The 26,557-nt window shown below is 61.4% G+C and carries 25 protein-coding genes; 11 read left to right on the plus strand and 14 right to left on the minus strand.

Annotated elements, in window-relative coordinates:
• Nucleotides 1-8: 8 nt before the first annotated feature.
• The 7 genes from KVG91_RS10635 (at nt 9) to pqqE (ending at nt 6,571) form a co-directional block, all read left to right on the plus strand.
• The gene (locus tag KVG91_RS10635) at nt 9-803 is read left to right on the plus strand and encodes a carbon-nitrogen hydrolase family protein (RefSeq protein ID WP_169376841.1); all 795 of its coding nucleotides are present in this window, start codon (nt 9-11) and stop codon (nt 801-803) included.
• Nucleotides 804-851: 48 nt separating this feature from the next.
• Nucleotides 852-3,200, plus strand: a complete 2,349-nt coding sequence (gene pqqF / locus KVG91_RS10640) for a pyrroloquinoline quinone biosynthesis protein PqqF (RefSeq protein WP_169376842.1) — start codon at nt 852-854, stop codon at nt 3,198-3,200.
• Between the two features lie 159 nt (nt 3,201-3,359).
• A complete protein-coding gene (pqqA, locus tag KVG91_RS10645) occupies nt 3,360-3,434 on the plus strand; it encodes a pyrroloquinoline quinone precursor peptide PqqA (protein WP_003194766.1) in 75 nt (24 codons plus the stop codon).
• A gap of 66 nt (nt 3,435-3,500) precedes the next feature.
• The gene (gene pqqB / locus KVG91_RS10650) at nt 3,501-4,412 is read left to right on the plus strand and encodes a pyrroloquinoline quinone biosynthesis protein PqqB (protein WP_169376843.1); all 912 of its coding nucleotides are present in this window, start codon (nt 3,501-3,503) and stop codon (nt 4,410-4,412) included.
• Between the two features lie 11 nt (nt 4,413-4,423).
• Complete coding sequence (gene pqqC, locus KVG91_RS10655) at nt 4,424-5,176, plus strand: pyrroloquinoline-quinone synthase PqqC (protein WP_169376844.1); 753 nt, start codon at nt 4,424-4,426, stop codon at nt 5,174-5,176.
• A complete protein-coding gene (gene pqqD, locus KVG91_RS10660; RefSeq protein WP_003194772.1) occupies nt 5,173-5,448 on the plus strand; it encodes a pyrroloquinoline quinone biosynthesis peptide chaperone PqqD in 276 nt (91 codons plus the stop codon). The genes pqqC and pqqD overlap by 4 nt, the downstream gene beginning before the upstream one ends.
• Complete coding sequence (pqqE, locus tag KVG91_RS10665) at nt 5,390-6,571, plus strand: pyrroloquinoline quinone biosynthesis protein PqqE (RefSeq protein WP_178115154.1); 1,182 nt, start codon at nt 5,390-5,392, stop codon at nt 6,569-6,571. Before pqqD ends, pqqE begins: the two co-directional genes overlap by 59 nt.
• Before the next feature lie 5 nt (nt 6,572-6,576).
• On the opposite strand, the gene KVG91_RS10670 is transcribed toward pqqE, so the two are convergent.
• The 4 genes from KVG91_RS10670 to KVG91_RS10685 form a co-directional block, all read right to left on the minus strand.
• A complete protein-coding gene (locus KVG91_RS10670) occupies nt 6,577-6,735 on the minus strand; it encodes a YqaE/Pmp3 family membrane protein (protein ID WP_003176503.1) in 159 nt (52 codons plus the stop codon).
• Between the two features lie 95 nt (nt 6,736-6,830).
• Nucleotides 6,831-7,151, minus strand: coding sequence for a helix-turn-helix domain-containing protein (locus KVG91_RS10675; RefSeq protein WP_169376846.1), 321 nt, complete (start codon nt 7,149-7,151; stop codon nt 6,831-6,833).
• Complete coding sequence (locus tag KVG91_RS10680) at nt 7,135-7,539, minus strand: type II toxin-antitoxin system RelE/ParE family toxin (RefSeq protein WP_169376847.1); 405 nt, start codon at nt 7,537-7,539, stop codon at nt 7,135-7,137. The genes KVG91_RS10675 and KVG91_RS10680 overlap by 17 nt, the downstream gene beginning before the upstream one ends.
• 106 nt (nt 7,540-7,645) lie before the next feature.
• Nucleotides 7,646-8,914 carry an aspartate aminotransferase family protein gene (locus KVG91_RS10685; RefSeq protein WP_169376848.1) on the minus strand — a complete coding sequence of 423 codons (1,269 nt, stop codon included), beginning with the start codon at nt 8,912-8,914 and terminating at the stop codon, nt 7,646-7,648.
• A gap of 209 nt (nt 8,915-9,123) precedes the next feature.
• On the opposite strand from KVG91_RS10685, the gene KVG91_RS10690 reads away from it, so the two are divergent.
• On the plus strand, nt 9,124-10,023 hold the full coding sequence (locus KVG91_RS10690) for a LysR family transcriptional regulator (RefSeq protein ID WP_169376849.1): 900 nt from the start codon (nt 9,124-9,126) through the stop codon (nt 10,021-10,023).
• Nucleotides 10,024-10,249: 226 nt separating this feature from the next.
• Here KVG91_RS10690 and KVG91_RS10695 read toward each other — a convergent pair whose 3' ends face one another.
• The 10 genes from KVG91_RS10695 to bioB form a co-directional block, all read right to left on the minus strand.
• Complete coding sequence (locus tag KVG91_RS10695; protein WP_169376850.1) at nt 10,250-12,028, minus strand: acyl-CoA dehydrogenase C-terminal domain-containing protein; 1,779 nt, start codon at nt 12,026-12,028, stop codon at nt 10,250-10,252.
• Nucleotides 12,029-12,385: 357 nt separating this feature from the next.
• Nucleotides 12,386-14,155 (minus strand): acyl-CoA dehydrogenase C-terminal domain-containing protein, encoded by a 1,770-nt coding sequence (locus KVG91_RS10700; protein ID WP_169376851.1) that lies wholly within the window; start codon nt 14,153-14,155, stop codon nt 12,386-12,388.
• A 90-nt stretch (nt 14,156-14,245) separates the two neighbouring features.
• Complete coding sequence (locus KVG91_RS10705) at nt 14,246-15,535, minus strand: GGDEF domain-containing protein (RefSeq protein ID WP_169376852.1); 1,290 nt, start codon at nt 15,533-15,535, stop codon at nt 14,246-14,248.
• A 204-nt stretch (nt 15,536-15,739) separates the two neighbouring features.
• A complete protein-coding gene (locus KVG91_RS10710; RefSeq protein WP_169376503.1) occupies nt 15,740-17,545 on the minus strand; it encodes a phenylacyl-CoA dehydrogenase in 1,806 nt (601 codons plus the stop codon).
• A 342-nt stretch (nt 17,546-17,887) separates the two neighbouring features.
• On the minus strand, nt 17,888-18,169 hold the full coding sequence (locus tag KVG91_RS10715) for a pyrroloquinoline quinone biosynthesis protein PqqE (protein ID WP_169376502.1): 282 nt from the start codon (nt 18,167-18,169) through the stop codon (nt 17,888-17,890).
• Between the two features lie 106 nt (nt 18,170-18,275).
• Nucleotides 18,276-18,956, minus strand: a complete 681-nt coding sequence (gene bioD / locus KVG91_RS10720; RefSeq protein WP_169376501.1) for a dethiobiotin synthase — start codon at nt 18,954-18,956, stop codon at nt 18,276-18,278.
• On the minus strand, nt 18,953-19,765 hold the full coding sequence (bioC, locus tag KVG91_RS10725; protein ID WP_169376500.1) for a malonyl-ACP O-methyltransferase BioC: 813 nt from the start codon (nt 19,763-19,765) through the stop codon (nt 18,953-18,955). Before bioC ends, bioD begins: the two co-directional genes overlap by 4 nt.
• Entirely contained in the window at nt 19,758-20,489 is a 732-nt protein-coding gene (locus KVG91_RS10730; RefSeq protein ID WP_169376499.1) for an alpha/beta fold hydrolase, read from the minus strand. Before KVG91_RS10730 ends, bioC begins: the two co-directional genes overlap by 8 nt.
• Nucleotides 20,482-21,651, minus strand: a complete 1,170-nt coding sequence (bioF, locus tag KVG91_RS10735) for an 8-amino-7-oxononanoate synthase (protein ID WP_169376498.1) — start codon at nt 21,649-21,651, stop codon at nt 20,482-20,484. Before bioF ends, KVG91_RS10730 begins: the two co-directional genes overlap by 8 nt.
• 143 nt (nt 21,652-21,794) lie before the next feature.
• On the minus strand, nt 21,795-22,853 hold the full coding sequence (gene bioB, locus KVG91_RS10740; protein ID WP_169376497.1) for a biotin synthase BioB: 1,059 nt from the start codon (nt 22,851-22,853) through the stop codon (nt 21,795-21,797).
• 92 nt (nt 22,854-22,945) lie between these two features.
• Here bioB and KVG91_RS10745 point away from each other — a divergent pair, with 92 nt between their 5' ends.
• The 3 genes from KVG91_RS10745 (at nt 22,946) to KVG91_RS10755 (ending at nt 26,485) form a co-directional block, all read left to right on the plus strand.
• Nucleotides 22,946-23,683: a ComF family protein gene (locus tag KVG91_RS10745; protein ID WP_169376496.1), complete on the plus strand. Its 738-nt coding sequence runs from the start codon at nt 22,946-22,948 to the stop codon at nt 23,681-23,683.
• A gap of 58 nt (nt 23,684-23,741) precedes the next feature.
• Nucleotides 23,742-24,506 (plus strand): TOBE domain-containing protein, encoded by a 765-nt coding sequence (locus KVG91_RS10750; RefSeq protein ID WP_169376495.1) that lies wholly within the window; start codon nt 23,742-23,744, stop codon nt 24,504-24,506.
• An 80-nt stretch (nt 24,507-24,586) separates the two neighbouring features.
• Nucleotides 24,587-26,485 (plus strand): PhoX family protein, encoded by a 1,899-nt coding sequence (locus tag KVG91_RS10755; protein ID WP_169376494.1) that lies wholly within the window; start codon nt 24,587-24,589, stop codon nt 26,483-26,485.
• Nucleotides 26,486-26,557 lie beyond the last annotated feature (72 nt).

Below are 26,557 nucleotides of genomic sequence, written 5' to 3' on the forward strand. Positions count from 1 at the left end.
GCCAAGCCATGCGTGTCGCCCTCTACCAATGCCCGCCCCTGCCGCTGGATGTTGCCGCCAACCTCAAGCGCCTGCATCAGCTGGCGCATGAGGCCTCCGGTGCCGATCTGCTGGTGCTGCCGGAGATGTTTCTCAGCGGCTACAACATCGGTGCCGAAGCCGTCGGGGCCCTGGCCGAGGCGCAGGATGGGCCGTCGGCACAGGCGATTGCCGAACTGGCCAAAAGCGCCGGGCTGGCGATCCTGTACGGCTACCCGGAACGGGCCGAAGACGGCCAAATCTACAACGCCGTGCAGTTGATCGACGCCCACGGCCAACGCCGGTGCAACTACCGCAAGACGCACCTGTTTGGTGATTTGGACCGTTCGATGTTCAGTGCCGGCGACGATGATTTCCCGCTGGTGGAACTCAACGGTTGGAGGCTCGGTTTTCTGATCTGCTACGACCTGGAGTTTCCGGAAAACACTCGGCGCCTGGCCCTGGCAGGTGCCGAACTGATCCTGGTGCCCACCGCCAATATGGTGCCGTTCGACTTTGTCGCCGATGTCACCGTGCGGGCGCGGGCTTTTGAAAACCAGTGTTATGTGGCCTATGCCAATTACTGCGGGCACGAAGGCGATATCCGGTACTGCGGGCAAAGCAGCATCGCCGCACCGAATGGCCAGCGCATTGCCCAGGCGGGCCTGGATGAAGCCTTGATCGTCGGCACGCTGGAGCGGCAATCGATCCTTGATGCGCGCGCCGCCAACCACTACCTGCAAGACCGGCGCCCCGAGCTGTACGGCGCGCTGCACAAGCCCTGATCCGGCGGGTTTGTTAGCATAGGCGGTTCCTACGTTATGGAAGTGCCCATGCCTGCGCCGGCCCCGCTTCATCCTCTCCACCTGACCCTGGCCAATGGCTTGCGGGTTACCTTGCGTCATGCACCGCGCTTGAAGCGTTGCGCCGCCGTCCTGCGGGTAGCCGCCGGCAGCCATGACGTGCCAGTGGCGTGGCCGGGATTGGCGCATTTTCTGGAACACCTGTTGTTTCTCGGTACCCGGCGTTTTCCCACGAATGAAGGGCTGATGGCCTATGTGCAACGTCATGGAGGCCTGGTCAATGCCAGCACTCGTGAGCGCACCACCGAGTTCTTCTTCGAGTTGCCAGTTGCAACGTTTAGCGGTGGGCTGGAGCGTTTGGCGGACATGCTGACTCATCCGCGCCTGGCCCTGGAAGACCAACTGCGCGAACGCGAAGTGCTGCACGCGGAATTTATCGCCTGGTCCCAGGATACCCAGGCGCAGCAGCAGGTCGCGTTGCTGCAAGGCCTGGCGGCGGATCATCCGCTGCGAGGGTTTCATGCGGGTAACCGCGATAGCCTGCCGGTGGAGCGTGAGGCATTTCAGCAGGCGTTGCGTGACTTCCATATGCACTTCTACCAGAGCGGGCAGATGACATTGAGCCTGGCCGGCCCGCAGTCGCTGCAAGCATTGGAAAACCTGGCGCAGCAGTTCAGCGAACACCTCACCTCAGGGCCTCTACACCCCCAATCCGCGCCCATGGCATTGATGCAGGGCCAAGCGCGCAGCTATCAGCACATCGCCGATAACCACCTGCACCACGTCATTACAGGTGATGCGCCCCGTGAAGCACTGGACTTTCTCTGCACCTGGCTTAACGCCTCGGCACCCGGCGGGTTGCTGGCTGAACTGAAAGCGCGACAACTGGCGAGCGCGTTGCAGGCGTCGGTGCTTTATCACTTCGCCGGGCAAGCGGTGCTGGATATCGACTTTACGCTCAGTACCCAAGATGAAGCGGTTACGCAGGTCGAAGCGTTGCTGCACGACTGGCTGAGCTTTTTCGCACACAGCGATTGGACGTCACTGCGCGAAGAATTTGCGCGGCTGGCTGCTCGCCAGCAACAGATCCAGGGCGCCCTGGCGTTGGCCAGGCATGACTGCCAAGACCTTTCGGAACAGGATGTCGTCGCTCTCAAGACACTGCTGGTTTCGCTGCGCCTGCCGCCCTCTGAGCAGCGCTGGCAACTGCCGCCGAACAACCCGTTCCTGCGCTCACCGGCCAGGGACGAGCGCGCTGGCTTGATTCGTGGCCAGACCAGCGCCCATCGGGGCTTGCGCACCTTTGCCCAGGATCGCTCCCGTGGGCGCAGGGAGATGTCAGCGTTGACCTTCAGTCCGGCATTGGCGGACGACAGTGATGAAGCGGCGCTGTATCTGCAATGGCGCGCGGCGCCTTCCGGCCTGGAAACCACAGTGCAGTCGCTGCGCGAAAATGCCCGCCAGGCGGGTGTCGAATTGTCCTTCGAAAGCCTGGGTAACGACTCGCTGGTAAGAATGATCGGGCTGCAGGAACCCATGCCCGCCGTGCTGGATGCCTTGGTGCAAAGCCTGAACCAACCCCAAGAGGTTCAATTTGCCAAGCCCGCCACGATCGCCATTCGAGCATTGCTAAAGGCACTGCCCGCTTGCTGCGGCACCATCGATCCGCAACCTGCTGCCAGGGGCACCGCCCGCTGGCAAGGCTTGGGGGTGGGGTTTTCGGCCGCGCATGAAGCCGCAATCAAAACGGCAGCGGCCCGTTTGCCTGGACAGTCTGCGAAGCTCAATCAACCACTCCCCTCCCTCAGCGGCCAACGCGTATGGCATGAGGTGAAAACCGATTCTAACGAAGCCGCACTGCTGCTGTTTTGCCCAACGCCAAGCCCGGCCCTGGCCGATGAAGCGGCATGGCGATTGCTCGGCCACCTGCTTCAGGCACCGTTCTACCAGCGCCTGCGTGTAGAACTGCAAATCGGCTACGCAGTATTCAGCGGCATCCGACAGATAAACGGCCAGACCGGCCTGCTATTCGGCGTGCAATCGCCCAGTGTGTCCCTGGAAGGAATCACTGATCACTTGCAACACTTCCTCAAGCAACTGCCGGCGTTGATCGAATGCAGCGACGACCTGGGCAACCAGACCCTGGCGCAGCAGTTCTCAGCGCAGACGCTGCCCACCGCCCAAGCCGCCGAATGGTTGTGGCACGCCCATCTGGCAGGCCATCCGTCGGACTATCTGGCGCATCTTCAATCCCGGATCCAAACCTGTACACCGCAAGCCCTGCAGACGGCCGCCGAACAACTGAACGACGCCGCAGGCGGCTGGCGCTGCGTGGCCAACGGCCCGCGCGTCTCGGTTGATTGGCAAGCGGGCGATTGATCATTGCCGCCCCTGCAATAGGCTTTTTCCACCGAGACAGCGCTAACTTGAAAAGAATTGCGTAACATTCCCACGCACACATCTGAACATCTCCGACTGGAGGTGGACTATATGTATTACTTGGTAGTAAACGTCCCATCCCTTCGTAGGAGTAAGAATATGACCTGGTCCAAACCTGCTTACACTGATCTGCGCATCGGTTTCGAAGTCACCATGTACTTCGCCAGCCGTTAATCCGCTGGGTAATACAACGCCTCGGTTCGCCCGGGGCGTTTTTGTTTTGAGCTTGATGGAGCGACCATGTTTGTCCAGATTCTAGGTTCCGCCGCCGGCGGTGGTTTCCCGCAGTGGAACTGCAACTGCGTGAACTGCGCAGGTTTCCGAGACGGTAGCCTGCGGGCCCAAGCGCGTACCCAATCGTCCATCGCGATCTCCGACGATGGTGTGAACTGGGTGTTGTGCAATGCCTCGCCGGATATCCGTGCGCAGCTTCAAGGCTTCGCCCCGATGCAACCCGGCCGCACCCTGCGCGATACCGGCATCAGCGCGATCATCCTGATGGACAGCCAGATCGACCACACCACCGGCCTGTTGAGCCTGCGCGAAGGTTGCCCGCACCAGGTCTGGTGCACCGACATGGTCCATGAAGACCTGAGCACCGGCTTCCCGCTGTTCACCATGCTCACCCACTGGAATGGCGGCCTGGCCTGGAACCGTATCGAGCTGGACGCCCGCTTCACCATCCCGGCCTGCCCCAACCTGCGTTTCACGCCACTGCCATTGCGCAGCGCAGCGCCCCCCTACTCGCCGCACCGCTTCGACCCGCACCCAGGCGATAACATCGGCCTGATCGTCGAAGACCTGCGCACCGGCGGAAAATTGTTCTACGCCCCAGGCCTGGGCAAGGTCGACGCGCCGTTGCTCGACATCATGGCCGGCAGCGACTGTCTGCTCGTGGACGGCACGATGTGGGACGACGACGAAATGCAACGCCGCGGCGTCGGCACCCGTACCGGCCGTGAAATGGGGCACCTGGCACAGAACGGCCCCGGCGGCATGCTCGAAGTGCTTGAGCAATTGCCCCGGCAGCGCAAGGTGCTTATCCACATCAACAACACCAACCCGATCCTCGATGAAGACTCCCCCGAGCGCGCGGAGCTGGTGCGGCGCAATGTCGAAGTGGCTTACGACGGCATGAGCATTGAATTGTAGGAGCAGACCCCATGACTGACACACCGCTGACGCCCGCCGAGTTCGAACACGCTTTGCGGGCCAAGGGCGCCTTCTACCATATTCATCACCCCTACCATGTGGCGATGTATGAAGGCCGCGCGACCCGCGAGCAGATCCAGGGCTGGGTCGCCAACCGCTTTTACTATCAGGTGAATATTCCCCTGAAAGACGCCGCGATCCTGGCCAACTGCCCGGACCGTGAGATCCGCCGCGAGTGGATCCAGCGCCTGCTCGACCACGACGGCGCTCCCGGTGAAGACGGTGGCATCGAAGCCTGGCTGCGCCTGGGCCAAGCCGTGGGCCTCGACCCGGACCAACTGCGCTCCCAGGAACTGGTATTGCCCGGTGTGAGATTTGCGGTGGATGCCTACGTCAACTTCGCCCGTCGCGCCCGTTGGCAGGAAGCGGCCAGCAGTTCGCTGACTGAACTGTTCGCGCCGCAGATCCACCAGTCGCGCCTCGACAGCTGGCCGCAGCATTACCCCTGGATCGACCCGGCCGGCTATGAGTATTTCCGCACCCGTCTGGGCCAGGCCCGTCGCGATGTGGAGCACGGGTTGGCGATCACCCTGCAGCATTACACCACCCGCGAAGGCCAGGAACGCATGCTGGAAATTCTCCAGTTCAAACTGGACATCCTGTGGAGCATGCTCGATGCCATGAGCATGGCCTACGAACTCAAACGCCCGCCGTATCACAGCGTGACCGAGCAACGGGTTTGGCATAAAGGGATCACCCTATGAGCTTTGATCGCAGCAAAAAACCGACCTGGCGCCAGGGCTATCGCTACCAGTACGAGCCCGCGCAAAAGGGCCATGTATTGCTCTATCCCGAAGGCATGATCAAGCTCAACGACAGCGCCGCGCTGATCGGTGGCTTGATTGATGGCGAGCGCGACGTGGCGGCGATCATCGCCGAGCTGGATAAACAATTCCCCGGCGTGCCTGAGCTTGGTGATGACATCGAGCAATTCATGGAGGTCGCCCGTGCTGAGCACTGGATCACCCTTGCCTGACAAACCAGCAATTGGCCTGCCGTTGTGGCTGCTGGCCGAGCTGACTTATCGCTGCCCGTTGCAGTGCCCGTATTGCTCCAACCCCCTGGATTTTGCCGAGCAGGGCAAGGAGTTGAGTACCGAGCAATGGATCAAGGTATTTCGTGAAGCGCGGGAAATGGGTGCGGCGCAATTGGGTTTTTCCGGCGGTGAGCCGCTGGTGCGCCAAGACCTCGCCGAGCTGATCGCTGAGGCGCGCAAGCTGGGCTTCTACACCAACTTGATTACCTCCGGCATCGGCTTGACCGAGCAGAAGATCAGTGACTTCAAAAAGGCCGGCCTGGACCATATCCAGATCAGCTTCCAGGCCAGCGACGAACAGGTGAACAACCTGCTGGCCGGCTCGAAAAAAGCCTTCGCGCAAAAGCTCGAAATGGCCCGCGCGGTGAAGGCCCACGGCTACCCGATGGTGCTGAACTTCGTCACCCATCGGCACAACATCGACAAGATCGACCGCATCATCGAGCTGTGTATCGCGCTTGAGGCGGATTTTGTCGAACTCGCCACCTGCCAGTTCTATGGCTGGGCGCAGCTCAACCGCGTGGGTTTGTTGCCGACCCGCGAACAGCTGGTGCGCGCCGAACGCATCACCAACGAATACCGCGCCAAACTGGAAGCCGAAGGTCACCCGTGCAAGCTGATCTTTGTCACGCCGGATTACTACGAAGAGCGCCCGAAAGCCTGCATGAACGGGTGGGGCAGCATTTTTCTGACCGTGACGCCCGACGGCACCGCCCTGCCCTGCCACGGCGCCCGACAGATGCCGGTGCAATTTCCCAACGTGCGCGACTACAGCATGCAGCACATCTGGTACGACTCGTTCGGCTTCAACCGCTTTCGCGGCTACGACTGGATGCCCGAGCCGTGCCGGTCATGTGACGAAAAGGAAAAGGACTTCGGCGGCTGTCGGTGCCAGGCTTTCATGCTCACAGGGGATGCGAGCAATGCCGACCCGGTGTGCAGCAAGTCCGAGCAGCACGGCATCATCCTGCAAGCGCGCGAAGAGGCCGAACACGCCACCCAGACCATCGAGCAGTTGGCCTTTCGCAACGAGCGCAACTCACGGCTCATCGCAAAAGGCTGACGGCCTCAGCGCTTGGCGATGATGTACACCGCGTGGATGATGCCCGGAAAGTAGCCACACAACGTCAGCAGGATGTTCAGCCAGAACGCGCCGCCGAAGCCCACTTGCAGGAACACACCCAATGGCGGCAGCAGAATGGCGATGATGATACGAATGAAATCCATGGGTCAGCTCCAGAAAAATCGGCTCGTGTGAGCCGTGTAGCTAATCGACCTTGGGCGTTCGTGAGGGTTCAGTGGGCTCTGGCGTTGGGCTATCTTCAGGCCAGAATTTCCAACCCGTGTTTTTGTACGATGCTCAGCAGCTTGAGCGCCATGCCACTGGGCTGTTTCTCGCCGGACTCCCACTTTTTCACTGTGGAAGCGCTGGTGTTCAGGTAGCGGGCGAAAACAGGTTGGCTCACATGGCTGCTTTCACGAAGCTGCTTGATTTGTTCGGCCGGGATTTGCTCAGGGACGGCGGATAAGCACGCCTCGTCATATTCACGAAGCGTGGTTTTGCTAATGGCGCCGATGGCATAAAGCGCTACGGCGGATTTGTGTATCGACTCCAACGCTTCGCTTTCATATTTTTTGATCATGATGTATCTCCACAAACTCCCTGAGATCCAGAAGTTGCTGGACCTGTGCTTCGTTTAAACCTTCATAAGTCTTTGCCATTGCTCGAAACCATATCAAATCCTTTTGACTGATATTGCTTTGATCCTGCTTAGCGAACAAAAACTGATAAACCCAGTAATGCCTGCCCTTGGCCAGAATGATAGAGCGATGTCTATTCTGATTTAGGCGCTTTTTCCACACTCCACCTCCCAGACTATCCGCTTGCCCCTTAAGTAACTGACCAAATGCCTCGCTCAACGCTGAATCACAAATCCAAGCCTTACGGGCCGCATCAGCAAAAAGCTCTGCACCCCATCGGCAGTCCTTACCGACACCCGCTAAAGAGCCATTGTTTTCACAAGTGCTCAATCAACATTTCCAATCCAAAAATTACGCGCACAAAAAAACGCCCCCAGCCGAAAAAATCAGGCTGGAGGCGCCGCGTAGGCCGCGAGACGGTTGAGTAAACTGGGGTTTAAACGGCAATGCCCTTGCGGCATTGCAACTGCGCGGTGCGCACGCGCGCGAAGGCGCGGGCCAGGCGCAGAAGCATTTCGTCGATGTTGCTTTTGCTTACCGTGAGGGCCGGCGTGAAGCGCAGGCAGTTCGCTTGCGGGGCGTTAATGATCAAGCCTTCATGGAAGGCAGCTTTTACGACAGCCTCCGCAGAATCATCCAACAGCGTCAGCCCCCACATCAGGCCATGGCCGCGTAGTGGGCCGTGTTCATAGCGATAGGCCAGACGGGCAAGGCCCTCGCCAAGGTAGAAACCGGCGTCACGCACCTGCTCCAGAAAGCCGTTTTCCAACACCGTATCAAGCACGGCCACCCCGGCCGACGCCATCAGCGCATTGCCATGATGGGTGCCTTCCAACTCGCCCACTTCAAAGCAACAGGCTTTGCCGCGTGCCAGCAACGCCGCGAGGGGGACGCCGCCGCCCAGGCCTTTGCCGAGGGTGATGATGTCGGCGCGTACGCCGTATTGCTGTTCGACGAGCAGGCTGCCGCAACGGCCGATACCCGTTTGTACCTCGTCGAGGATCAGCAGGATCCCCAGTTCCCGGCACAAACGCTCGACGCCTTTGAGATAGTGCTCCGTCGCGGGAATCACGCCGGCTTCGCCCTGGATCGGCTCGAGCATGATGGCGACGGTCTGCGCATCGACGGCAGCATGCAGGGCTGCCAGGTCGTTGAACGGTACATGGCTGAAGCCCGGCAACTGCGGTTCAAACCGGTTGGCGACAGCGCCGGCCGAGGCGGCCAATGCTGCAAAGCTGCGGCCGTGGCAACCACCGCTCGCGCTGATGATGCGGTAGGCGCCGCCACGGTGCAGTTGGCCCCATTTGCGCGCCAGCTTGATCGCCGCTTCGCAGGCTTGCGCGCCACTGTTGAGCAGGTACGCCTGGTCGCTGCCGGTGCGATGGCACAGGCGCTCGATGAGGTTGAGCTGGGTGCGGTTATGCAGACCGTTGCCTGGGTTGATCAGCGCCTGGGCCTGGTCGGCCAACGCTTCGATCAGCACCTTCGGGCTGTGGCCGAGGCTGTTGGCGGCACCGCCCTGGCTGAAGTCCAGGTAGGCGCGCTCGTCACTGTCCCACAACCATGAACCCTGGCCCCGCACAAAGACTTGAGGCGGACGGGCCACCGTGGGCATCAAGGATTCGCTGCAAAGCCTGCCGCCTGCGGCATCCAGGACCAGATCGTCCAGGCTCGGTGCAGGGCGACGCCTAGTGAACAGGTTCACAGGCCACGCTCGCTGGCAACCATACCTTGGTCGGTATCCGTCCTGTAAGCAGTCTGAGGATTGTTTGCCTTGCCTATGTAAACGCTTTCAACATGCATGCTGTTCATTGCCCGATCCGGCCCTGTAAGCCCTGCGAATAGGCGCTAGACTAGGCGTCTCGGGGGCCAGCGGCCATTTCGATTTTCCAGCATTTTCGATAAGTAAGCGTTATGGATTTCAAGCAACTGCGTTATTTCGTCGCGGTGTATGAAGAAGGCCATGTCGGCCGTGCCGCGGAGCGTCTGTCGATCTCCCAGCCGGCCCTGTCCCAGCAGATTCGCCAGTTGGAACAGAACCTGGATGTGAGCCTGTTCGAGCGCAGCAGCAAGCGCCTGTTGCCGACGCTGGCTGCTCACACTTTGTACAACCATGCGCTGCCGTTGATCGACGGGATGCAACAGGCCGTCGAAGCGTTGCGTAACTTCAAAGGCCAGGCGATGCGCACCCTGGCCATCGGCGTGCTGCAAACCGTGCACACCAGCCTGGTGCCGCAGATGCTCGAGCGCGTGCGCAAAGCCCAGCCGCACCTGGTGGTGCAGATCTACGAATTGACCGGGATTGAGATCGAGCGGCGCTTGCTCAACGGTTCGCTGGACATCGGTATCAGCTACCTGCCACCACGCCAGCCAGGGCTGCACGGCGTGTTGTTGTACGAAGATGAACTGAAGGTCGTCATCCCCGAGGACCATCCTCTGCGCGAATTCAAGAAAGTCTCGCTGAAACAGGCGGCAGAGCTGCCGATGCTGCTGTTGGGCGAAGAATTCCAGGTGCGGCAGATCTGGCAGGCCCAGTTGGCCAACCTTGGCCGCCGCCCGCAAGTGCAGGCGGAGCTCAACACCATGGTGGGGATTCTCGACAGCCTGCCTCATACGAAGCTGGCAACAGTGTTGCCGGGGCGCTCCCAGGACGAACACAACAGCCAGTCGCTATTGTGGAAACCCTTGAGTGAACCCAGGGTGCCATTGAAAGTGGGCTTGGTGTGCCGCGATGTGCAGCGCCAGCAGGCGACAGTGGCATTGTTGCGCACCTTGCTGGAAGACGTGATGAACGCCCCGCACGCGCCCGCCTGACTTTTTCGCAGGCAAAAGAAAACCCCGCCGAAGCGGGGCTTTGCAGACTGTTTCCCTGACATCCATTTCACTCCGCCTTCCTGGCAGAATCCTACGTGTCCGTGTTGTTGCTTTGCGCTTCCTGCGCGACGTCCATGTGAAGTAGATTATCCGTGGATCCAATCTGGCGATAGAGGACGAATAGCAGCACGTCATGTAAGAGAATGCTTACACGCCCTCCAACGCCTTAGAACAGGGCTTCATCCAGTAAAAACAAAGATTCGCTACCGGCTTTTACCGACGCACTCAGCGATTGGATGCGTGGCAACAGGCGCGCGAAGTAGAAGCGTGCGGTGCCCAGTTTGCTGGCGTAGAAGCCTTCTTCTGCTTCCTTGCCCAACGCCGCCTTGGCCATACGCGCCCACATGTACGCATAGGCCATGTAGCCAAAGGCGTGCAAATACTCAACCGACGCCGCGCCGATTTCATTCGGGTTGGTCTTGGCGCGATCCAGTACCCAGGCGGTCAATTCGTCCAGGTTGTCCACTGCCGCACCCAGCGGTTTGGTGAATTCAGCCAGCTCGGCACCCGCCGAAGCGATGAACGCGCGGATTTCGTCGGCGAACAAGGTGTAGAACGCACCGCCGCTGCCAACGATCTTGCGCCCCATGAGATCCAGCGCCTGGATACCATTGGTGCCTTCGTAGATCTGGGTAATGCGCACGTCGCGCACCAGTTGCTCCTGGCCCCATTCACGAATGTAGCCATGGCCGCCGAAGACTTGCTGGCCCAACACCGTGGTTTCCAGGCCCAGGTCGCTGAGGAACGCCTTGGCCACCGGGGTCAACAGCGCCACCAGGTTGTCCGCGCGCTCGCGCGCCACGGCATCGTCGCTGAACTTGGCGATGTCCAGTTGCGTCGCCACGTAGGTGGAGAACGCACGCCCCCCTTCATTCGCCGCCTTCATGGTCAGCAGCATGCGACGCACGTCCGGGTGCACGATGATCGGGTCGGCTACCTTGTCCTTGGCCTGGGCGCCGGTCGGCGAACGGCTTTGCAAGCGATCGCGCGCGTATTCGATCGCGTTCTGGTAAGAACGCTCACCGGAAGCGAGGCCCTGGATACCGACACCCAGGCGCTCGTAATTCATCATGGTGAACATTGCCGCCAGACCACGGTTCGGCTCGCCTACCAGGTAACCCACGGCTGCGTCGAAGTTCATCACACAGGTCGCCGATGCCTGGATCCCCATCTTGTGTTCGATGGACCCGCAGCTCACCGCGTTACGCGCGCCCAGGCTGCCGTCGGCATTGACCATGAACTTGGGCACCAGGAACAGCGAGATGCCCTTGGGGCCTGCCGGTGCGTCCGGCAGCTTGGCCAGCACCAGGTGGATGATGTTGTCGGTAAGGTCGTGTTCGCCGCCGGTGATAAAGATTTTGGTGCCGCTGACCTTGTAGGAACCGTCCGCCTGTGGCTCTGCCTTGGTCCGAATGATCCCCAGGTCAGTCCCGGCATGCGCCTCGGTCAAGCACATGGAACCCGCCCATTCGCCGGAATACATCTTCGGCAGGTAAGCGGCCTTGAGTGCCTCGCTGGCATGCGTGGCAATCGACACACAGGCGCCGGAGGTCAGCATCGGGTACAAGCCGAACGCCAGGCTCGACGAGTTGATCATCTCTTCAACCTGGGCCGACACTGCCTTGGGCATGCCCATGCCACCAAAGGCCGGATCACCGCCCACGCCAACCCAACCGCCTTCAGCGTAGGTCTTGTAGGCCTGTGGGAAGCCGTCCGGGGTAAACACCGCGGTGTTTTCCCAGCGGCACCCTTGTTCATCGCCGCCGCGGCTGAGCGGGGCGATGGACTTGGCGGTGACTTTGCCGGCTTCTTCGAGGATCGCCTCTACGGTTTCGGCGTCTACGGTGTCTGCCAATGCCGGCAATTGGGCCCAAGTCTTGGCGACCTCAAACACTTCGTTGAGGACGAAGCGCATATCACGCAGCGGCGCTTTGTAATCAGCCATGGCAAACCTCGTGAGAACGTGAAAAATGATTCGGTAGGATCGGTTTTACAGGCTCAGAGTGTACCCGAACAACTTTTCAGACACATAGGGTCCGTTCGTGACCAGCAGGTATTTTCAAGTCACACGCAGTTTTATTCTCGTCTGTAATCCCCCCATGGATATCTACATTTTTGTAGTGAGCGGGCTTGCCCCGCGCTGGGCTGCGAAGCAGCCCCAAACCAGGCAACGTGATTCTTTCTAGAACTCTGCGGTGTCTTTATTGGGGCGGCTTCGCCACCCAGCGCGGGGCAAGCCCGCTCACTACAGTGATTTTCAGCCTTTTAAAGTGGCAATCAGCGCCCATAGTTAGAACAATTCCTACAGGCCAAACAACTCCGCAGGCAGACTCATCAGACATTCGCTGCCCGCTTCCACCGCCGCGCGGTGGGTGGCGGTACGCGGCAGCAAGCGTTTGAAGTAGAAATCGCAGGTGGCCAGCTTGGCCTTGGCGAAGTCAGCGTCAGGTTGCTCAAGGGCCGCCAGCGCCATGCGCAGCCACAGGTAAGCGAGCACCACGTATCCGCTGTACATCAAGTAATCCACAGCAGCGGCGCCGACTTCGTCGGGGTTCTTCATCGCCGCCATGCCCACGCGGGTTGTCAGCTCGCCCCATTCGCGGTTCAGTTGATCGAGCTGCGCCACATGGGCCTTGAACTGCGGGTGCTCGGCATTCGCGGCACAGAATTTGTGTACGATTTTGGTGAATCCACGCAGCAACTTGCCTTGGCTGCCCAGCACCTTGCGCCCCAGCAGGTCGAGGGCCTGGATGCCGTTGGTGCCCTCATAGATCGGCGCAATCCGCGCATCCCGGGCCAGTTGTTCCATGCCCCATTCGCGGATGTAACCGTGGCCGCCGAACACCTGCATGCCATGGTTGGTCACCTCCAGCCCAGTGTCGGTCATGAAGGCTTTGCAGATGGGAGTGAGGAACGCCAGCAAGTCTTCGGCGTCCTGGCGTTGGCCGGCGTCGCTGCTCAGGTGCGCCGTGTCGAGCAATTGCGCGGTGAAGTAGGCGAGTGCGCGGTTGCCTTCGTTGAAGGCTTTCATGGTCAGCAGCATACGACGTACATCGGCGTGCACGATGATCGGGTCGGCGGCTTTTTCCGGGGCCTTGGCGCCGGTCAAAGAGCGCATTTGCAGACGGTCGTTGGCGTATTTGATCGCACCCTGGAAACTTGCCTCGCCGTTACACAGGCCCTGCATGCCAGTGCCCAGGCGCGCGTGGTTCATCATGGTGAACATGCAGTTGAGGCCTTTGTTCGCCTCGCCAATCAGAAAGCCCCTGGCGCCGTCGAAATTCAGCACGCACGTGGCCGAGCCCTTGATACCCATCTTGTGTTCGATGGAACCACAGTGCACCGCGTTGCGCGTGCCGGAGTCCGCATGGAATTTGGGCACGATGAACAACGAGATGCCCTTGGTGCCCGCCGGCGCATCCGGCAGCTTGGCCAGCACCAGGTGGATAATATTGGCGCTCATGTCGTGCTCGCCGGCCGAGATGAAGATCTTGCTGCCGCTGACGGCATAGCTGCCGTCCGCCTGGGGCACGGCGCGGGTCTTGATCAGGCCCAGGTCGGTGCCGCAATGGGCTTCGGTGAGGCACATGGTGCCTGTCCACTCGCCGGCGGTGAGTTTGTTCAGGTAGGTGTCTTTCTGCTCGGCGGTGCCATGGGCGTGGATCGCCGACATCGCGCCGTGGGTCAGCCCCGGGTACATGCCCCAGGAGGTATTGCTGGAGCCGATCATTTCGCTGAGCACCAGGCCCAGTGATTGGGGCAAACCCTGGCCACCGTAGGCGGGGTCCGCCGCTACGCCATGCCAACCGCCCGCCACGTACTGGGCGAAGGCTTCTTTGAAGCCCTTGGGCGTGGTAACGACGCCGTTGTCGAAATGGCAACCTTCTTCATCGCCGCTGCGGTTGAGCGGCGCGAGCACGTTCTCGCAGAATTTCGCGCCTTCTTCGAGGATCGCGCTGACCATGTCCGGGCTGGCGTCGGTTGTGCCCAATGCGGCGTAGTGGCTGTGGAAATCAAATACGTTGTCGATCAGAAAGCGCATGTCGCGCAGGGGAGCTTTGTAGTCAGGCATGGCGATGTCTCCGGCGGCAGATGGGGTAAACCTACTGCCGGCAACGAGCCCGAACAATCACTGTAGCGCTGCTGAATACAGCGCCATTACTCAACCGGCAGCGCTTTGCATGCGCACCGCGCCACGGCGGGTCTGACCGGCTGCAACCACACAGTTACGCCCGGCGCCCTTGGCGGCATACAGCGCCTCGTCGGCGGATTTGAGCACTTCTTCCGGCGTGCGCTGCTCGGCCTGGCGCTCGGCCACGCCGATGCTGATGGTCACCGAAACACTCGACGCGCCGCTGCCCGCGCGGCGCTGCCGGCCTTGCTGATCGTCATGGGGACGGTCCAGGTTGCGCAACTTGATGGCGTAGTCGGCGATGATCTCGCGGATTTCTTCCAGGTGCGGCATGCATTCTTCCACCGTCTTGCCGGCGAACACCACGGAGAATTCTTCACCACCATAGCGGTAGGCGCGCCCGCCGCCGTTGACTTTGGACAGCTTGCTCGCCACCAGCCGCAGCACCTGGTCGCCGACATCATGGCCGTGGGTATCGTTGAAGCGCTTGAAGTGATCGACGTCACTCATCGCCAGTACATAGTTGCGCCCCAGGCGCTGCATACGCTCATTCAGCGCCCGACGGCCCGGCAGGCCGGTGAGTTCATCGCGGAATGCCATTTGATAGGCCTCGTGGGCCACGCCGGCGGCGATCATCAGCATGACCTGGCTGCACATGATATTGAGGGTGAACGGCAGGATGAAGGTCTGAGGCAACATCCAGATCAATCCAATGATCCCCACCAGTTGCGCAGCGTGCAGCGGACGCGGCTGGTACCAGTACTGCGCCGCCAGGGTCAGGAAACCAACCAGGAACATCGGGTACGACAACTGGATCAGGCTCATCCAGGCGCCATGCAACATCGGCCAGCGAATCTCCGCCAGCCAATCCAGCACGCCCTCGGGATAACGTTGTTCCAGCGCCAGCGCTACGCTGCCGATCGCCAGCAACACCGCGCCACGGGCGACGAAGTCACGAAACAGGTGGGTTTTCTCCTGCCACAGCGCGTAGATGCTGAACAGCAACGGCAGCAGCAGACAGCACAGATGGAACACCACCGCTGCGTCTTCGCGCACGCGGCCGTGGTCGCGGTAGAAATCGGTCTGGGTATCGAGCAGATAGTAGGCGATATACACCGTGATCATCAGGAACAGCTCACGCTGACGACGGTACACCGCGCAGTACGAACCGCCGAGCAACAGCACCAGGGTCGGCAGCACATTGAACAGCGAGGTGAAGAAGACGTTGAGGTCCTTGACGTACGCAGCCGAGAGCCCGGCCAGCAAGAGCAGCAACGAAGGGAGAAAATGACTGAACCGTACAGCGGACACGCGCGACAAGGGTAAAACTCCGACCCGCAAAGAATGATGGCACTATGCCTTTACCCTGACAGTTAAGCACAACCTGACGAGCATGTATCACATTGCCATCACTGTAACGGCAGCCGGCCGCAATCCCTGAGCGCGGCAGTGCGGTTTTTTATCGTGCAAAAAAAACCGCCGCGCCCCAAGGGGCGCGGCGGTTTTAAGGTGATCCGGTGAGGCTTAGTAAGCCAGGCCGAAGTCTTCTTCTTTCATGTCCATCAGGTTGCCTGCACCCGAGAGCATGGTCGCGACGTGAGTGCGGGTACGCGGCAGGATGCGCTGGAAGTAGAAGCGCGCGGTTTGCAGCTTGGCGGTGTAGAACGCCGCTTCGCTGGTGCCGGCAGCCAGTTTCTCGGCCGCCAGGCGCGCCATGTCGGCCCAGAAGTAAGCCAGGCACGCATAACCGGAGTACATCAGGTAATCCACCGAAGCAGCACCGACTTCTTCACGGTCTTTCATCGCGGCCATGCCGACCTTCATGGTCAACTCGCCCCACTCTTTGTTCAGTGCAGCCAGCGGCGCGACGAATTCCTGAACCGCTTCGTTGCCTTCGTTGGCCTGGCAGAACTTGTGCACGATCTTGGTAAAGCCCTTGAGCGCTTCGCCTTGGGTCATCAGCACTTTACGACCCAGCAGGTCCAGGGCCTGGATGCCGGTGGTGCCTTCGTACAGCATCGAAATGCGGCTGTCGCGCACGTTCTGCTCCATGCCCCACTCGGCAATGAAACCGTGGCCGCCATAGATCTGCACGCCGTGGTTGGCCGATTCAAAGCCGACTTCGGTCATGAACGCCTTGGCGATCGGGGTCATGAAGGCCAGCAGGCCGTCAGCCTGTTTCTTGGCTTCGTCGTCGGTGCCGTACTTGACGATGTCCACTTGCTTGGCGGTGAAGTACACCATTGCACGGTTGCCTTCGGCGAAGGCTTTCATGGTCAGCAGCATGCGGCGCACGTCAGGGTGCACGATGATCGGGTCAGCAGCCTTCTCCGGCGCTTTCGGACCAGTCAGGGAACGCATTTGCAGGCGGTCGCGAGCGTATTTCAGGCCGCCCTGGAAGCCGATCTCGGCGTGGGCCAGGCCTTGCAGCGCAGTACCCAGGCGAGCGGTGTTCATAAAGGTGAACATGCAGTTCAGGCCTTTGTTCGCCGGGCCGATCAGGAAACCGGTGGCCGCGTCGAAGTTCATCACGCAAGTGGCGTTGCCGTGGATGCCCATCTTGTGTTCCAGCGAGCCGCAGGTCACCGCGTTGCGCGCGCCGATCGAGCCATCGGCGTTCGGCAGGAACTTGGGCACGATAAACAGCGAAATGCCTTTGGTGCCGGCCGGTGCATCCGGCAGGCGGGCCAGGACGATGTGGACGATGTTATCGGCCATGTCGTGCTCACCGGCCGAGATGAAGATCTTGGTGCCGGAGACGTTGTAGGAACCATCAGCCTGAGGCTCGGCCTTGGTGCGCAGCATGCCCAGGTCGGTGCCGCAGTGCGGCTCGGTCAGGCACATGGTACCGGTCCATTCGCCCGACACCAGTTTGGTCAGGTAGGCGTCTTGCTGCTCGGGAGTGCCGTGCTCGGAGATGGTGTTCATCGCGCCGTGCGACAGGCCTGGGTACATGCCCCACGACCAGTTGGCTTCGCCGACCATTTCGCTCACGGCCAGACCCAGGGATTCCGGCAGGCCTTGGCCACCGTGCTCCACGTCGTGGGCCAGGCTTGGCCAGCCGCCTTCAACGAACTGTTTGTAGGCTTCTTTGAAACCGGTCGGGGTTTTAACGCCTGACTCACTCCAGGTGCACCCTTCGATGTCGCCCACACGGTTCAGCGGTGCCAGCACTTGCTCACAGAACTTGGCGCCTTCTTCAAGGATGGCGTCAACCATGTCCGGCGTAGCGTCCTGGCAAGCCGGCAGGCTCTGATAGTGCGCTTCATAGCCAAGCAGTTCGTCACGAACGAAGCGAATATCACGCAAGGGGGCCTTGTAGTCAGGCATAGCGATAAACCTCTGCTGATGTATCTGGGATGAACAACCGCGTGGATGTGTGATGGCGGTCAAACAGGTGTTTGAAACATACGTTTACGACCTGGGGATGTCAAGCGTCGTCCGGATGCCGTTTGTCATGACGTGGATCAACGGCGCGCACGGCGATGCCTGTGGCAAGACGCCACGTGATTTGAGAAGTCTAGAAGTTCGAGCAGGCAAGAACGATCAAATGTGGGAGCTGGCTTGCCTGCGATGCAGACGCCGCTGTACATCAGTCATACCGAGGGGATCTGATCGCAGGCAAGCCAGCTCCCACATAAAAGCGAAGCTGGCGTACAGACAGAGAGAGGATTAAGCGTAGGTATCGATCAAGCTGCCAAGCATTTCATCCGAAGCCTTGGCGACTTTGACGCCCAGCTCTACCTGGAATTTGCCTTCGGCCAATTCCACCATATTGCTCGCAGAGTTGGTCGGCTGGCCGCGATTGACCGCTTGCAGCCGATCATTCTGGGCGTCCGAGGGTTGGCTGGTGGCGGCACTGGCGATCTTGCCGGCGGCCTGGTCGACACGGCTCTGCCCGGACGCAATGGTATTCAGGCCCGAATAAAACGCGCTGCTGCCAGAGATGTCCATGGCTTGAACCTGCCTTTTAGAGAATCGTGAACAATGATTGAAACAGAGATGCTGGCAAAACGCCCGTTAAAAACACTAATAGCACAATGCCTGGCAATAGCCAAAATCAGTCAAGCAAATCCAATTGCAGGTAATGCGCCACCGCCTCAGCCCCGGCGTGCTTGAGTCTGGGCACACGGCCCAGGCACGGCGCAGGCAGGCGCTCGGCCAGGGTGGCGAGGTTTTCTTCCAGACGGGAAGTCTCGGGGTCGATGATATTGGCCACCCACCCCGCCAGTTGCAAACCATCCCGTGCAATGGCTTCAGCGGTGAGCAAGGCATGGCTGATGCAACCCAGGCGCACGCCCACCACCAGGATCACCGGCAGTTTCAGCGCCATGGCCAGGTCTGACAAATTCGCTTGGTCGGCCAGTGGCACGCGCCAACCGCCTGCGCCTTCGATCAAGGTGAAATCCGCTTTCAGGGCCAGGACCTGCTGCATGGGCTTCACCAGGGACTGCACGGTCAGCGAGACACCCGCCTCGCGCGCCGCCAGATGCGGTGCGATGGCCGGCTCGAACGCCACCGGGTTCACATCGGAGTAATTCAGGGGCAACGAACATTGCGCCAACAACGCCAATGCATCGGCGTTGCGCAAGCCGTTGGGCGTAACCTCGCAGCCGGAAGCGACGGGCTTGCCGGCGGCGGTGCTTCGTCCGGCTTGCCGCGCCGCGTGCAACAGGCCGGCGGCGACGGTGGTTTTGCCGACATCGGTGTCGGTGCCGGTGATGAAGTAAGCGGCACTCATAGCGGTTTCTCCAGTACGGCATACACCACGTGGTAAGTCGCCGGCAGGCCCTGGGCCTGGCGGAACTGCTCATACGCTTGCACCAGTGCCGCGATCCGCGCACGCCCCGTCAAGCCGCCCGGCCGACCGGGGTTGAGGTTATGCGCGCCCAATGCCTTCAACTCATGGGTGAGGCTGCGCACATCGGGGTAATGCAATACATGCGCGCGCCGTTCCAGGCTCACCACCCGCAGGCCGCTGGCCGCGCACAGTTGTTGGTACGCCTGGAAGGTGCGAAAGCGATTGACGTGAACCAGGCCATCCGCCGCGCGCCAGCTTTCGCGCAGTTCTTCCAGGGTGCCCACGCAGAGGCTGGCGAAGGCCAGCACACCACCCGGCTGCAACACGCGATGGGCCTCGCTGAGCACCGCCCCGAAGTTCGCGCACCATTGCACCGCAAGGGAGGAGAAGAGCAACTGCAAGCTTTCAGCCTTAAGCGGCAAGCGCTCGGCGTCACCTGCGATGAAGTGCTCGGCGCCACCCAACGGGCGTGCGTGGTTGAGCATGCCTTCGGCGATATCCAGTGCGATGCCTTGGCTGTTGGAAAAACGTTCGGCCAGCACGCGGCTGAAATATCCGGTGCCGCAGCCCATATCCAACCAGCGTTGCGGCGCCAGATCCGCCGGCAAACGCGCCAGCAATTGGTGGCCAACCGCCCGCTGCAACTGGGCGACGTTGTCGTAACTGGCGGCGGCACGGGAAAAGGACGCCGCCACCTGGCGCTTGTCCGGCAAGGCACCCGGCAGCGGGGCCTGGGATAAATCAGTCATCGACGCACTCATGCAAAAAAGCCTGGATGGCCCCCGCTACACCGTGGGGGTCTTCCAGAAGAAAAGCGTGGCCGGCCTGTTCAATCAGGCCGATTTCAATATCCGGGAGCAGGGCCAGCAGCGCGCCGGCAGCTTCGGCGGGTACCAGTTCGTCCAGACCTGCGAACAGATGCAACTGCGGACCCCGATACGCCAGCAGGGCGTCGCGCGTGTCGAGTTGGGCGAGCAGCTCAAGCCCGGGCATCAAGACACGTGAAGGCGTACTCGGAGCACCGCTGACCAGCAGGCGCGACAACCCGCGCGGGTCTTTGGCGCCCTTGGCACACAACAGGCCGAAGCGCTTGAGGGTGACCTGGGAATCGGCATGGCAGCCGGCGAGAAACGCATCGAAGGTCTCGGCGGGCATCGCATTCGGCCAGCCATCATGGGCGACAAAACACGGGTTGCTCGCCAGGGTCAGCAGGCCGCAGCAACGTTCGCCGCGCCGTGCCGCCAGCTCCGAGGCCAGCATGCCGCCGAGTGACCAGCCGCCCAGCCAGGCGTTGTCCGGCAACGTGGCGTCGAGTTCGTCGAGCCATTCACTAAGGTCGCTGGAGTCCAGTGCGGGCAACGGCTCGATCTGCACCTGCAGGTGCTCGTCCAAACCCTGCAGTGCGGCGGCCAACGGTTCCAATGGTGAAACACCCAGGCCCCAGCCGGGCAGCAGTATCAATCGATCACGCATGGGCGGGCTCCAGGCGGAAACACTCTTCCAAGGCGTTTAACAATAGCTGCACCTGCGCCGCGCTGTGGGCCGCCGTCAATGTCACGCGTAAACGCGCGCTACCGGCCGGCACCGTGGGTGGACGGATCGCGGTCACCATCAGGCCGCGCTCGCGCAGCCGCTGTGACAGGCGCATGGCCTTGGCACTGTCGCCAATCAGGATCGGCTGGATCGGCGTGAAGCTGTCCATCAACGCCAGGCCAAGCTGCTCGGCGCCCTGGCGGAACTGGCGGATCAGGCTGTTGAGGTGTTTGCGGCGCCAATGCTCGCTGCGCAACAGCTCCAGGCTTTTCAGGGTCGCGCAGGCCAGGGCCGGTGGTTGGCTGGTGGTGTAGATGTAGGGGCGCGCGAACTGGATCAGGCTTTCGATCAGCGCTTCACTGCCGGCCACAAAGGCTCCGGCCGTGCCGAACGCTTTGCCGAGGGTGCCGACCAGTACCGGCACGTCCTCCTGGCTCAGGCCGAAATGCTCGACGATCCCGCCGCCATTGGCGCCCAAGGGGCCGAAACCGTGGGCGTCGTCCACCATCAACCAGGCGCCTTTGGCCTTGGCTTCACGGGCCAGCGCGGGCAAGTCGGCCAAATCGCCGTCCATGCTGAACACGCCGTCGGTGACTACCAGCGTATTGCCGGTGGCCTTCTCCAGGCGCTTGGCCAGGCTTTCGGCATCGTTATGCAGGTAGCGATTAAAGCGCGCACCGGACAGCAAGCCGGCATCCAGCAGCGAGGCATGGTTAAGACGGTCTTCCAGCACGGTATCGCCTTGCCCCACTAACGCCGTGACCGCGCCCAGGTTGGCCATGTAGCCGGTCGTAAACAACAAGGCGCGCGGGCGACCGGTCAGGTCAGCCAGGGCTTCTTCCAGTTCATGGTGCGGCGTGGCATGCCCGACCACCAGGTGCGAAGCGCCACCGCCGACGCCCCAACGGGACGCACCGGCGCGCCAGGCTTCGATCACCTGCGGATGATTGGCCAGGCCCAGGTAGTCGTTGTTGCAGAACGCCAGCAACGGCTGGCCGTCCACCACCACTTCCGGGCCTTGGGGGCTTTCCAGCAGCGGGCGCTGGCGATAAAGGTGTTCGGCCCGGCGGGCAGCGAGGCGCGCGGCGAGATCGAAAGACATGCAGGCCTCGGCTTCAAAGGATTAACTCGGTCAACATTGTGGGAGCTGGCTTGCCTGCGATAACGGCGGCACATTCAACATCAATATGCCTGACAGACCGCTATCGCAGGCAAGCCAGCTCCCACATTTGGATTGCATTGCAATCAAACGGCGGCGGCGTTGTAGAACTGTTCGCTGCTTTTCTGCTCAACCAACGCCTGCTCGATCGCCGCCTGATGCACTTCATCGGCGTGCTCTTCCCGCGCCTCCGGCAGGATCCCCAGGCGCGCGAACAATTGCATGTCCTTGTCGGCCTGCGGGTTGGCGGTGGTCAGCAGCTTGTCACCGTAGAAGATCGAGTTGGCACCAGCAAAAAACGCCAAGGCCTGCATCTGCTCATTCATCGCCTCACGGCCGGCCGACAGGCGCACGTGGGACTGCGGCATCAGAATGCGCGCCACGGCAAGCATGCGAATGAAGTCGAACGGGTCGATGTCCTCGGCGTTTTCCAGCGGCGTACCGGCGACCTTCACCAGCATGTTGATCGGCACCGATTCCGGATGCTCCGGCAGGTTGGCCAGCTGGATCAGCAAATTGGCGCGGTCATCGAGGGATTCGCCCATGCCGAGGATGCCGCCGGAGCAGATCTTCATCCCGGAATCACGCACATAGGCCAGGGTTTGCAGGCGCTCACCGTAAGTGCGGGTGGTGATGATCGATCCGTAGAACTCCGGCGACGTGTCGAGGTTGTGGTTGTAGTAATCGAGGCCGGCCTGGGCCAGCGCTTCGGTCTGGTCCTGGTCGAGACGGCCAAGGGTCATGCAGGTTTCCAGGCCCATGGCCTTCACGCCTTTGACCATTTCCAGCACGTAGGGCATGTCTTTGGCCGACGGGTGTTTCCAGGCCGCGCCCATGCAAAAGCGGGTCGAACCGATGGCTTTGGCGCGGGCGGCCTCTTCGAGGACCTTTTGCACCTCCATCAGCTTTTCTTTTTCCAGGCCGGTGTTGTAGTGGCCCGACTGCGGACAATATTTGCAATCTTCCGGGCACGCGCCGGTTTTGATCGAGAGCAGCGTCGACACCTGCACACGGTTGGCGTCGAAATGCGCGCGGTGCACGGTCTGCGCCTGGAATAACAGGTCATTGAACGGCTGCACGAACAGCGCTTTGACTTCGGCGAGGGACCAATCGTGACGCAATGTGGCGGTGGTGCTGGCGCTCATGGGCGATTCCTTGATTATGCTTTGGCAAGCGCTGTGGGCTGGGTAATACCCACAGGCACGACACGGATGCTCGGCATATTTAAGGAAGATCCATGCACTGTCAACCCAGCAACAACCACCAGGTTTACATCTGGTTAAAAACCATACAATTCTGCCTGATCTGCGATGAATCGACGCAATCCGCCGATGCGGTATGCAACGCATGCGAAACGGAGCTGCCGTGGTTGATGGAGCATTGCGATGTGTGCGCCCTGCCCCTGCCGATGGAAGGATTGATCTGCGGCCAGTGCCAGAAACAACCGCCCGCCTTCAGCCAGGTGATCGCGCCCTGGACCTACAGCTTTCCCGTCGACAGCCTGATCAGCCGCTTCAAGCACCAGGCACGCTGGCCGCTCGGGCAGATGCTTGCACGACTGTTGGCGCAGCATCTGCAACACCGCTTCGACAACACCGAACTCACGCAACCCGATTGCTTGCTGGCGGTGCCCATGGCCCGCAAACGCCTGCGTGAACGCGGCTATAACCAGGCGTTGATGCTGACGCGCTGGCTCAGCAGCGACCTGAATATCGCCCACGATGAACACCTGTTGTTACGCCCCCATGAAACCGTTGCACAGCAAGCCCTCGACGCCAGGACGCGCAAGCGCAACCTGCTCGGCGCCTTCGCCCTGGCGCCCGAAGCCCAGGTGCAAGGGCGTCACTTCGCCCTGGTCGATGACGTGCTCACCACCGGCGCGACCGCCCACAGCCTGGCGCGATTATTGATCAATGCAGGCGCGAGAAAGGTCGACGTGTACTGCCTGGCCCGCACGCCCAAACCGGGCCCCTGACTTGACGCCAGCCAGGCTTGCCCGCAACGTTCGGCCTATCTCATCGAAGCGTATCCACATGTCTCTGCCGATCCCGCTCAGCCAACACATCATCCGTCGTCCCCAGCGCATCGCCTTGCTGGCGCATATCGTCGAGCAGGGCTCCATCACCCGTGCCGCGAAGAGCGCAGGCTTGAGTTACAAGGCGGCGTGGGACGCCATCGATGAGCTGAATAATCTGGCGCAAAAGCCCCTGGTGGAACGTAGCGTCGGGGGCAAGGGCGGTGGAGGCGCCAGGCTGACGGCCGAGGGAGAGCGGGTGTTGCGTCTGTACCAGCGCCTGCAAGTGCTGCAGGCCGAGGTGCTGGGCTCCGACGAAGCGGCCAGCGACTTCAACCTGCTGGGCCGCTTGATGCTGCGCACCAGCGCGCGCAATCAACTGCACGGCCAGGTCATTGCCATCGACCAGCAGGGCCGCAATGATCGGGTCCGCCTACAACTGGCGGGTGGGCTGACGCTGGATGCGCAGATTACCCACGACAGCACGCAGCGCCTGGAGCTGGAAACCGGTGTGGAGGTCGTTGCGCTGATCAAGGCCGGCTGGCTGGAATTGCTGGCGATCGAGCATTCCGCAACACCCGGACACAATTGCATGCGCGGCACCGTTGACGCCATTCTCGACGCCGACGACGGCCCCAGCGAAGTGCGCATCGCCCTGCCCAACGGCCAGGTTCTCTGCGCACTGGCGCAGCCCGACGCGCTCAAGGCCATCGGCGCCGCCAGCGGCACGGCGATCCAGGTGCAATTCGCGCCGAGCAATGTGCTGCTCGGCACACCGGTGTAAGCCGCGCGCTTCTTTTAAATGCAACAATTTCGTCACGCTCACTCCTTAAGGTATCTGCAAAAACCGTAAAGGAGCCTGAGATGAGCCTATTAGAAGAAAACCAAGCCACCGACCTCGAACAGATGGTCGGCCTCACCCGCCGCCGCTTCATCGGTGCCGGTGCCTTGTGCGGTGCCGCGATGTTCCTGGGCGGCAACCTGTTGAGCCGCAGCGCCCTGGCCGTCAACGCCGCCAGCGCCAGCCCGCTGCTGGGTTTTACCAGCATCGCCGCCGCCACCAGCGACACCATCACCCTGCCGCCGGGCTACAGCGCTTCGGTGCTGATCAGTTGGGGCCAGCCGCTGAGCAAGCGCGCGCCGGCCTTCGACCCGTCCGGCAACGGCACGGCAGAGGCCCAGGAACAGCAGTTCGGTGACAACAATGACGGCATGAGCCTGTTCCCCTTCCCCGGCGACGATAACCGCGCGCTGATGGCGATCAACAACGAATACACCAACTACCGCTACCTCTACGCCCACGGCGGCGCGCCGCAATCGGCCGAAGACGTGCGCAAGGCCCTGGCCAGCGAAGGCGTGTCCGTGATCGAAGTGCGACGTCAGGGCGACACCTGGCAGTTCGTCCAGGACTCGCGCTACAACCGGCGCATCCACGGCAACTCGCCGATCCGCCTCAGCGGCCCCGCCGCCGGCCACGACTGGCTGAAAACCAGCGCCGACAAATCCGGCAAGAACGCCCTGGGCACCTTCCAGAACTGCGCCAACGGCAAGACGCCATGGGGCACTTACCTGACGTGCGAAGAGAATTTCACCGACTGCTTCGGCAGCAGCAACCCACAACAGACCTTCGACGCGGGGCAGAAACGCTACGGCGCGGTCGCGGCCAGCAAAGACATCAACTGGCATCAGCACGACCCGCGTTTCGACCTTGCCAAGAACCCCAACGAACTCAATCGCCACGGTTGGGTGGTGGAGATCGATCCGTTCGACCCACAATCCACTCCGACCAAACGCACCGCCCTGGGCCGTTTCAAGCACGAAAACGCCGCCCTGGCCGAAACCCGCGACGGGCGCGCCGTGGTGTACATGGGGGATGATGAGCGCGGCGAGTTCATCTACAAGTTTGTCAGCCGCGACAAGATCAACCACAAGAACCCCAAGGCCAACAAAGACCTGCTCGACCACGGCACCTTGTATGTGGCGATCTTCGACGCGGGCGACGGCAATGCCGACCACCCAAAGGGCAAGGGCCAGTGGGTCGAGTTGACCTTTGGGAAAAACGGCATCGACGCCAGCACCGGCTTCAACAGCCAAGCCGAAGTGCTGATCCACGCGCGCCTGGCCGCCAGCGTGGTGAAAGCCACACGCATGGACCGCCCGGAATGGATCGTGGTCAGCCCCACCGATGGCCAGGTCTATTGCACCCTCACCAACAATGCCAAGCGCGGTGAAGACGGCCAGCCCGTTGGTGGACCCAACCCTCGTGAGAAAAACGTCTACGGCCAGATCCTGCGCTGGAAGGCCGACGCCGATAACCACGGCGCCCAGGCGTTCACTTGGGACCTGTTCGTGGTGGCCGGCAACCCTGGCGTGCATGCCGGAACGCCTAAGGGCGGTTCGTCGAATATCAACCCGCAGAATATGTTTAACAGCCCCGATGGCTTGGGTTTCGACAAGGCCGGGCGTCTGTGGATTCTTACGGACGGCGACTACAGCAACGCGGGCGATTTCGCGGGGATGGGCAATAACCAGATGCTCTGCGCCGACCCGAGCACCGGGGAAATCCGCCGTTTCATGGTCGGACCGGTGGCGTGCGAGGTGACGGGCATCAGCTTTTCGCCGGATCAGAAGACCTTGTTCGTGGGCATTCAGCACCCGGGCGAGACCGGTGGTTCGACCTGGCCGGAGCATGTGCCGAATGGCAAACCGCGTTCGTCGGTGATGGCTATTCGGCGCGATGATGGCGGTATCGTCGGCGCCTGATAGGGCCTCATCGCAGGCAAGCCAGCTCCCACAGGTGACCGCATTCTTAGAGGATATACGCGGTCACCTGTG

The organism is Pseudomonas azadiae, assembly GCF_019145355.1.
Taxonomy (GTDB): domain Bacteria; phylum Pseudomonadota; class Gammaproteobacteria; order Pseudomonadales; family Pseudomonadaceae; genus Aquipseudomonas; species Aquipseudomonas azadiae.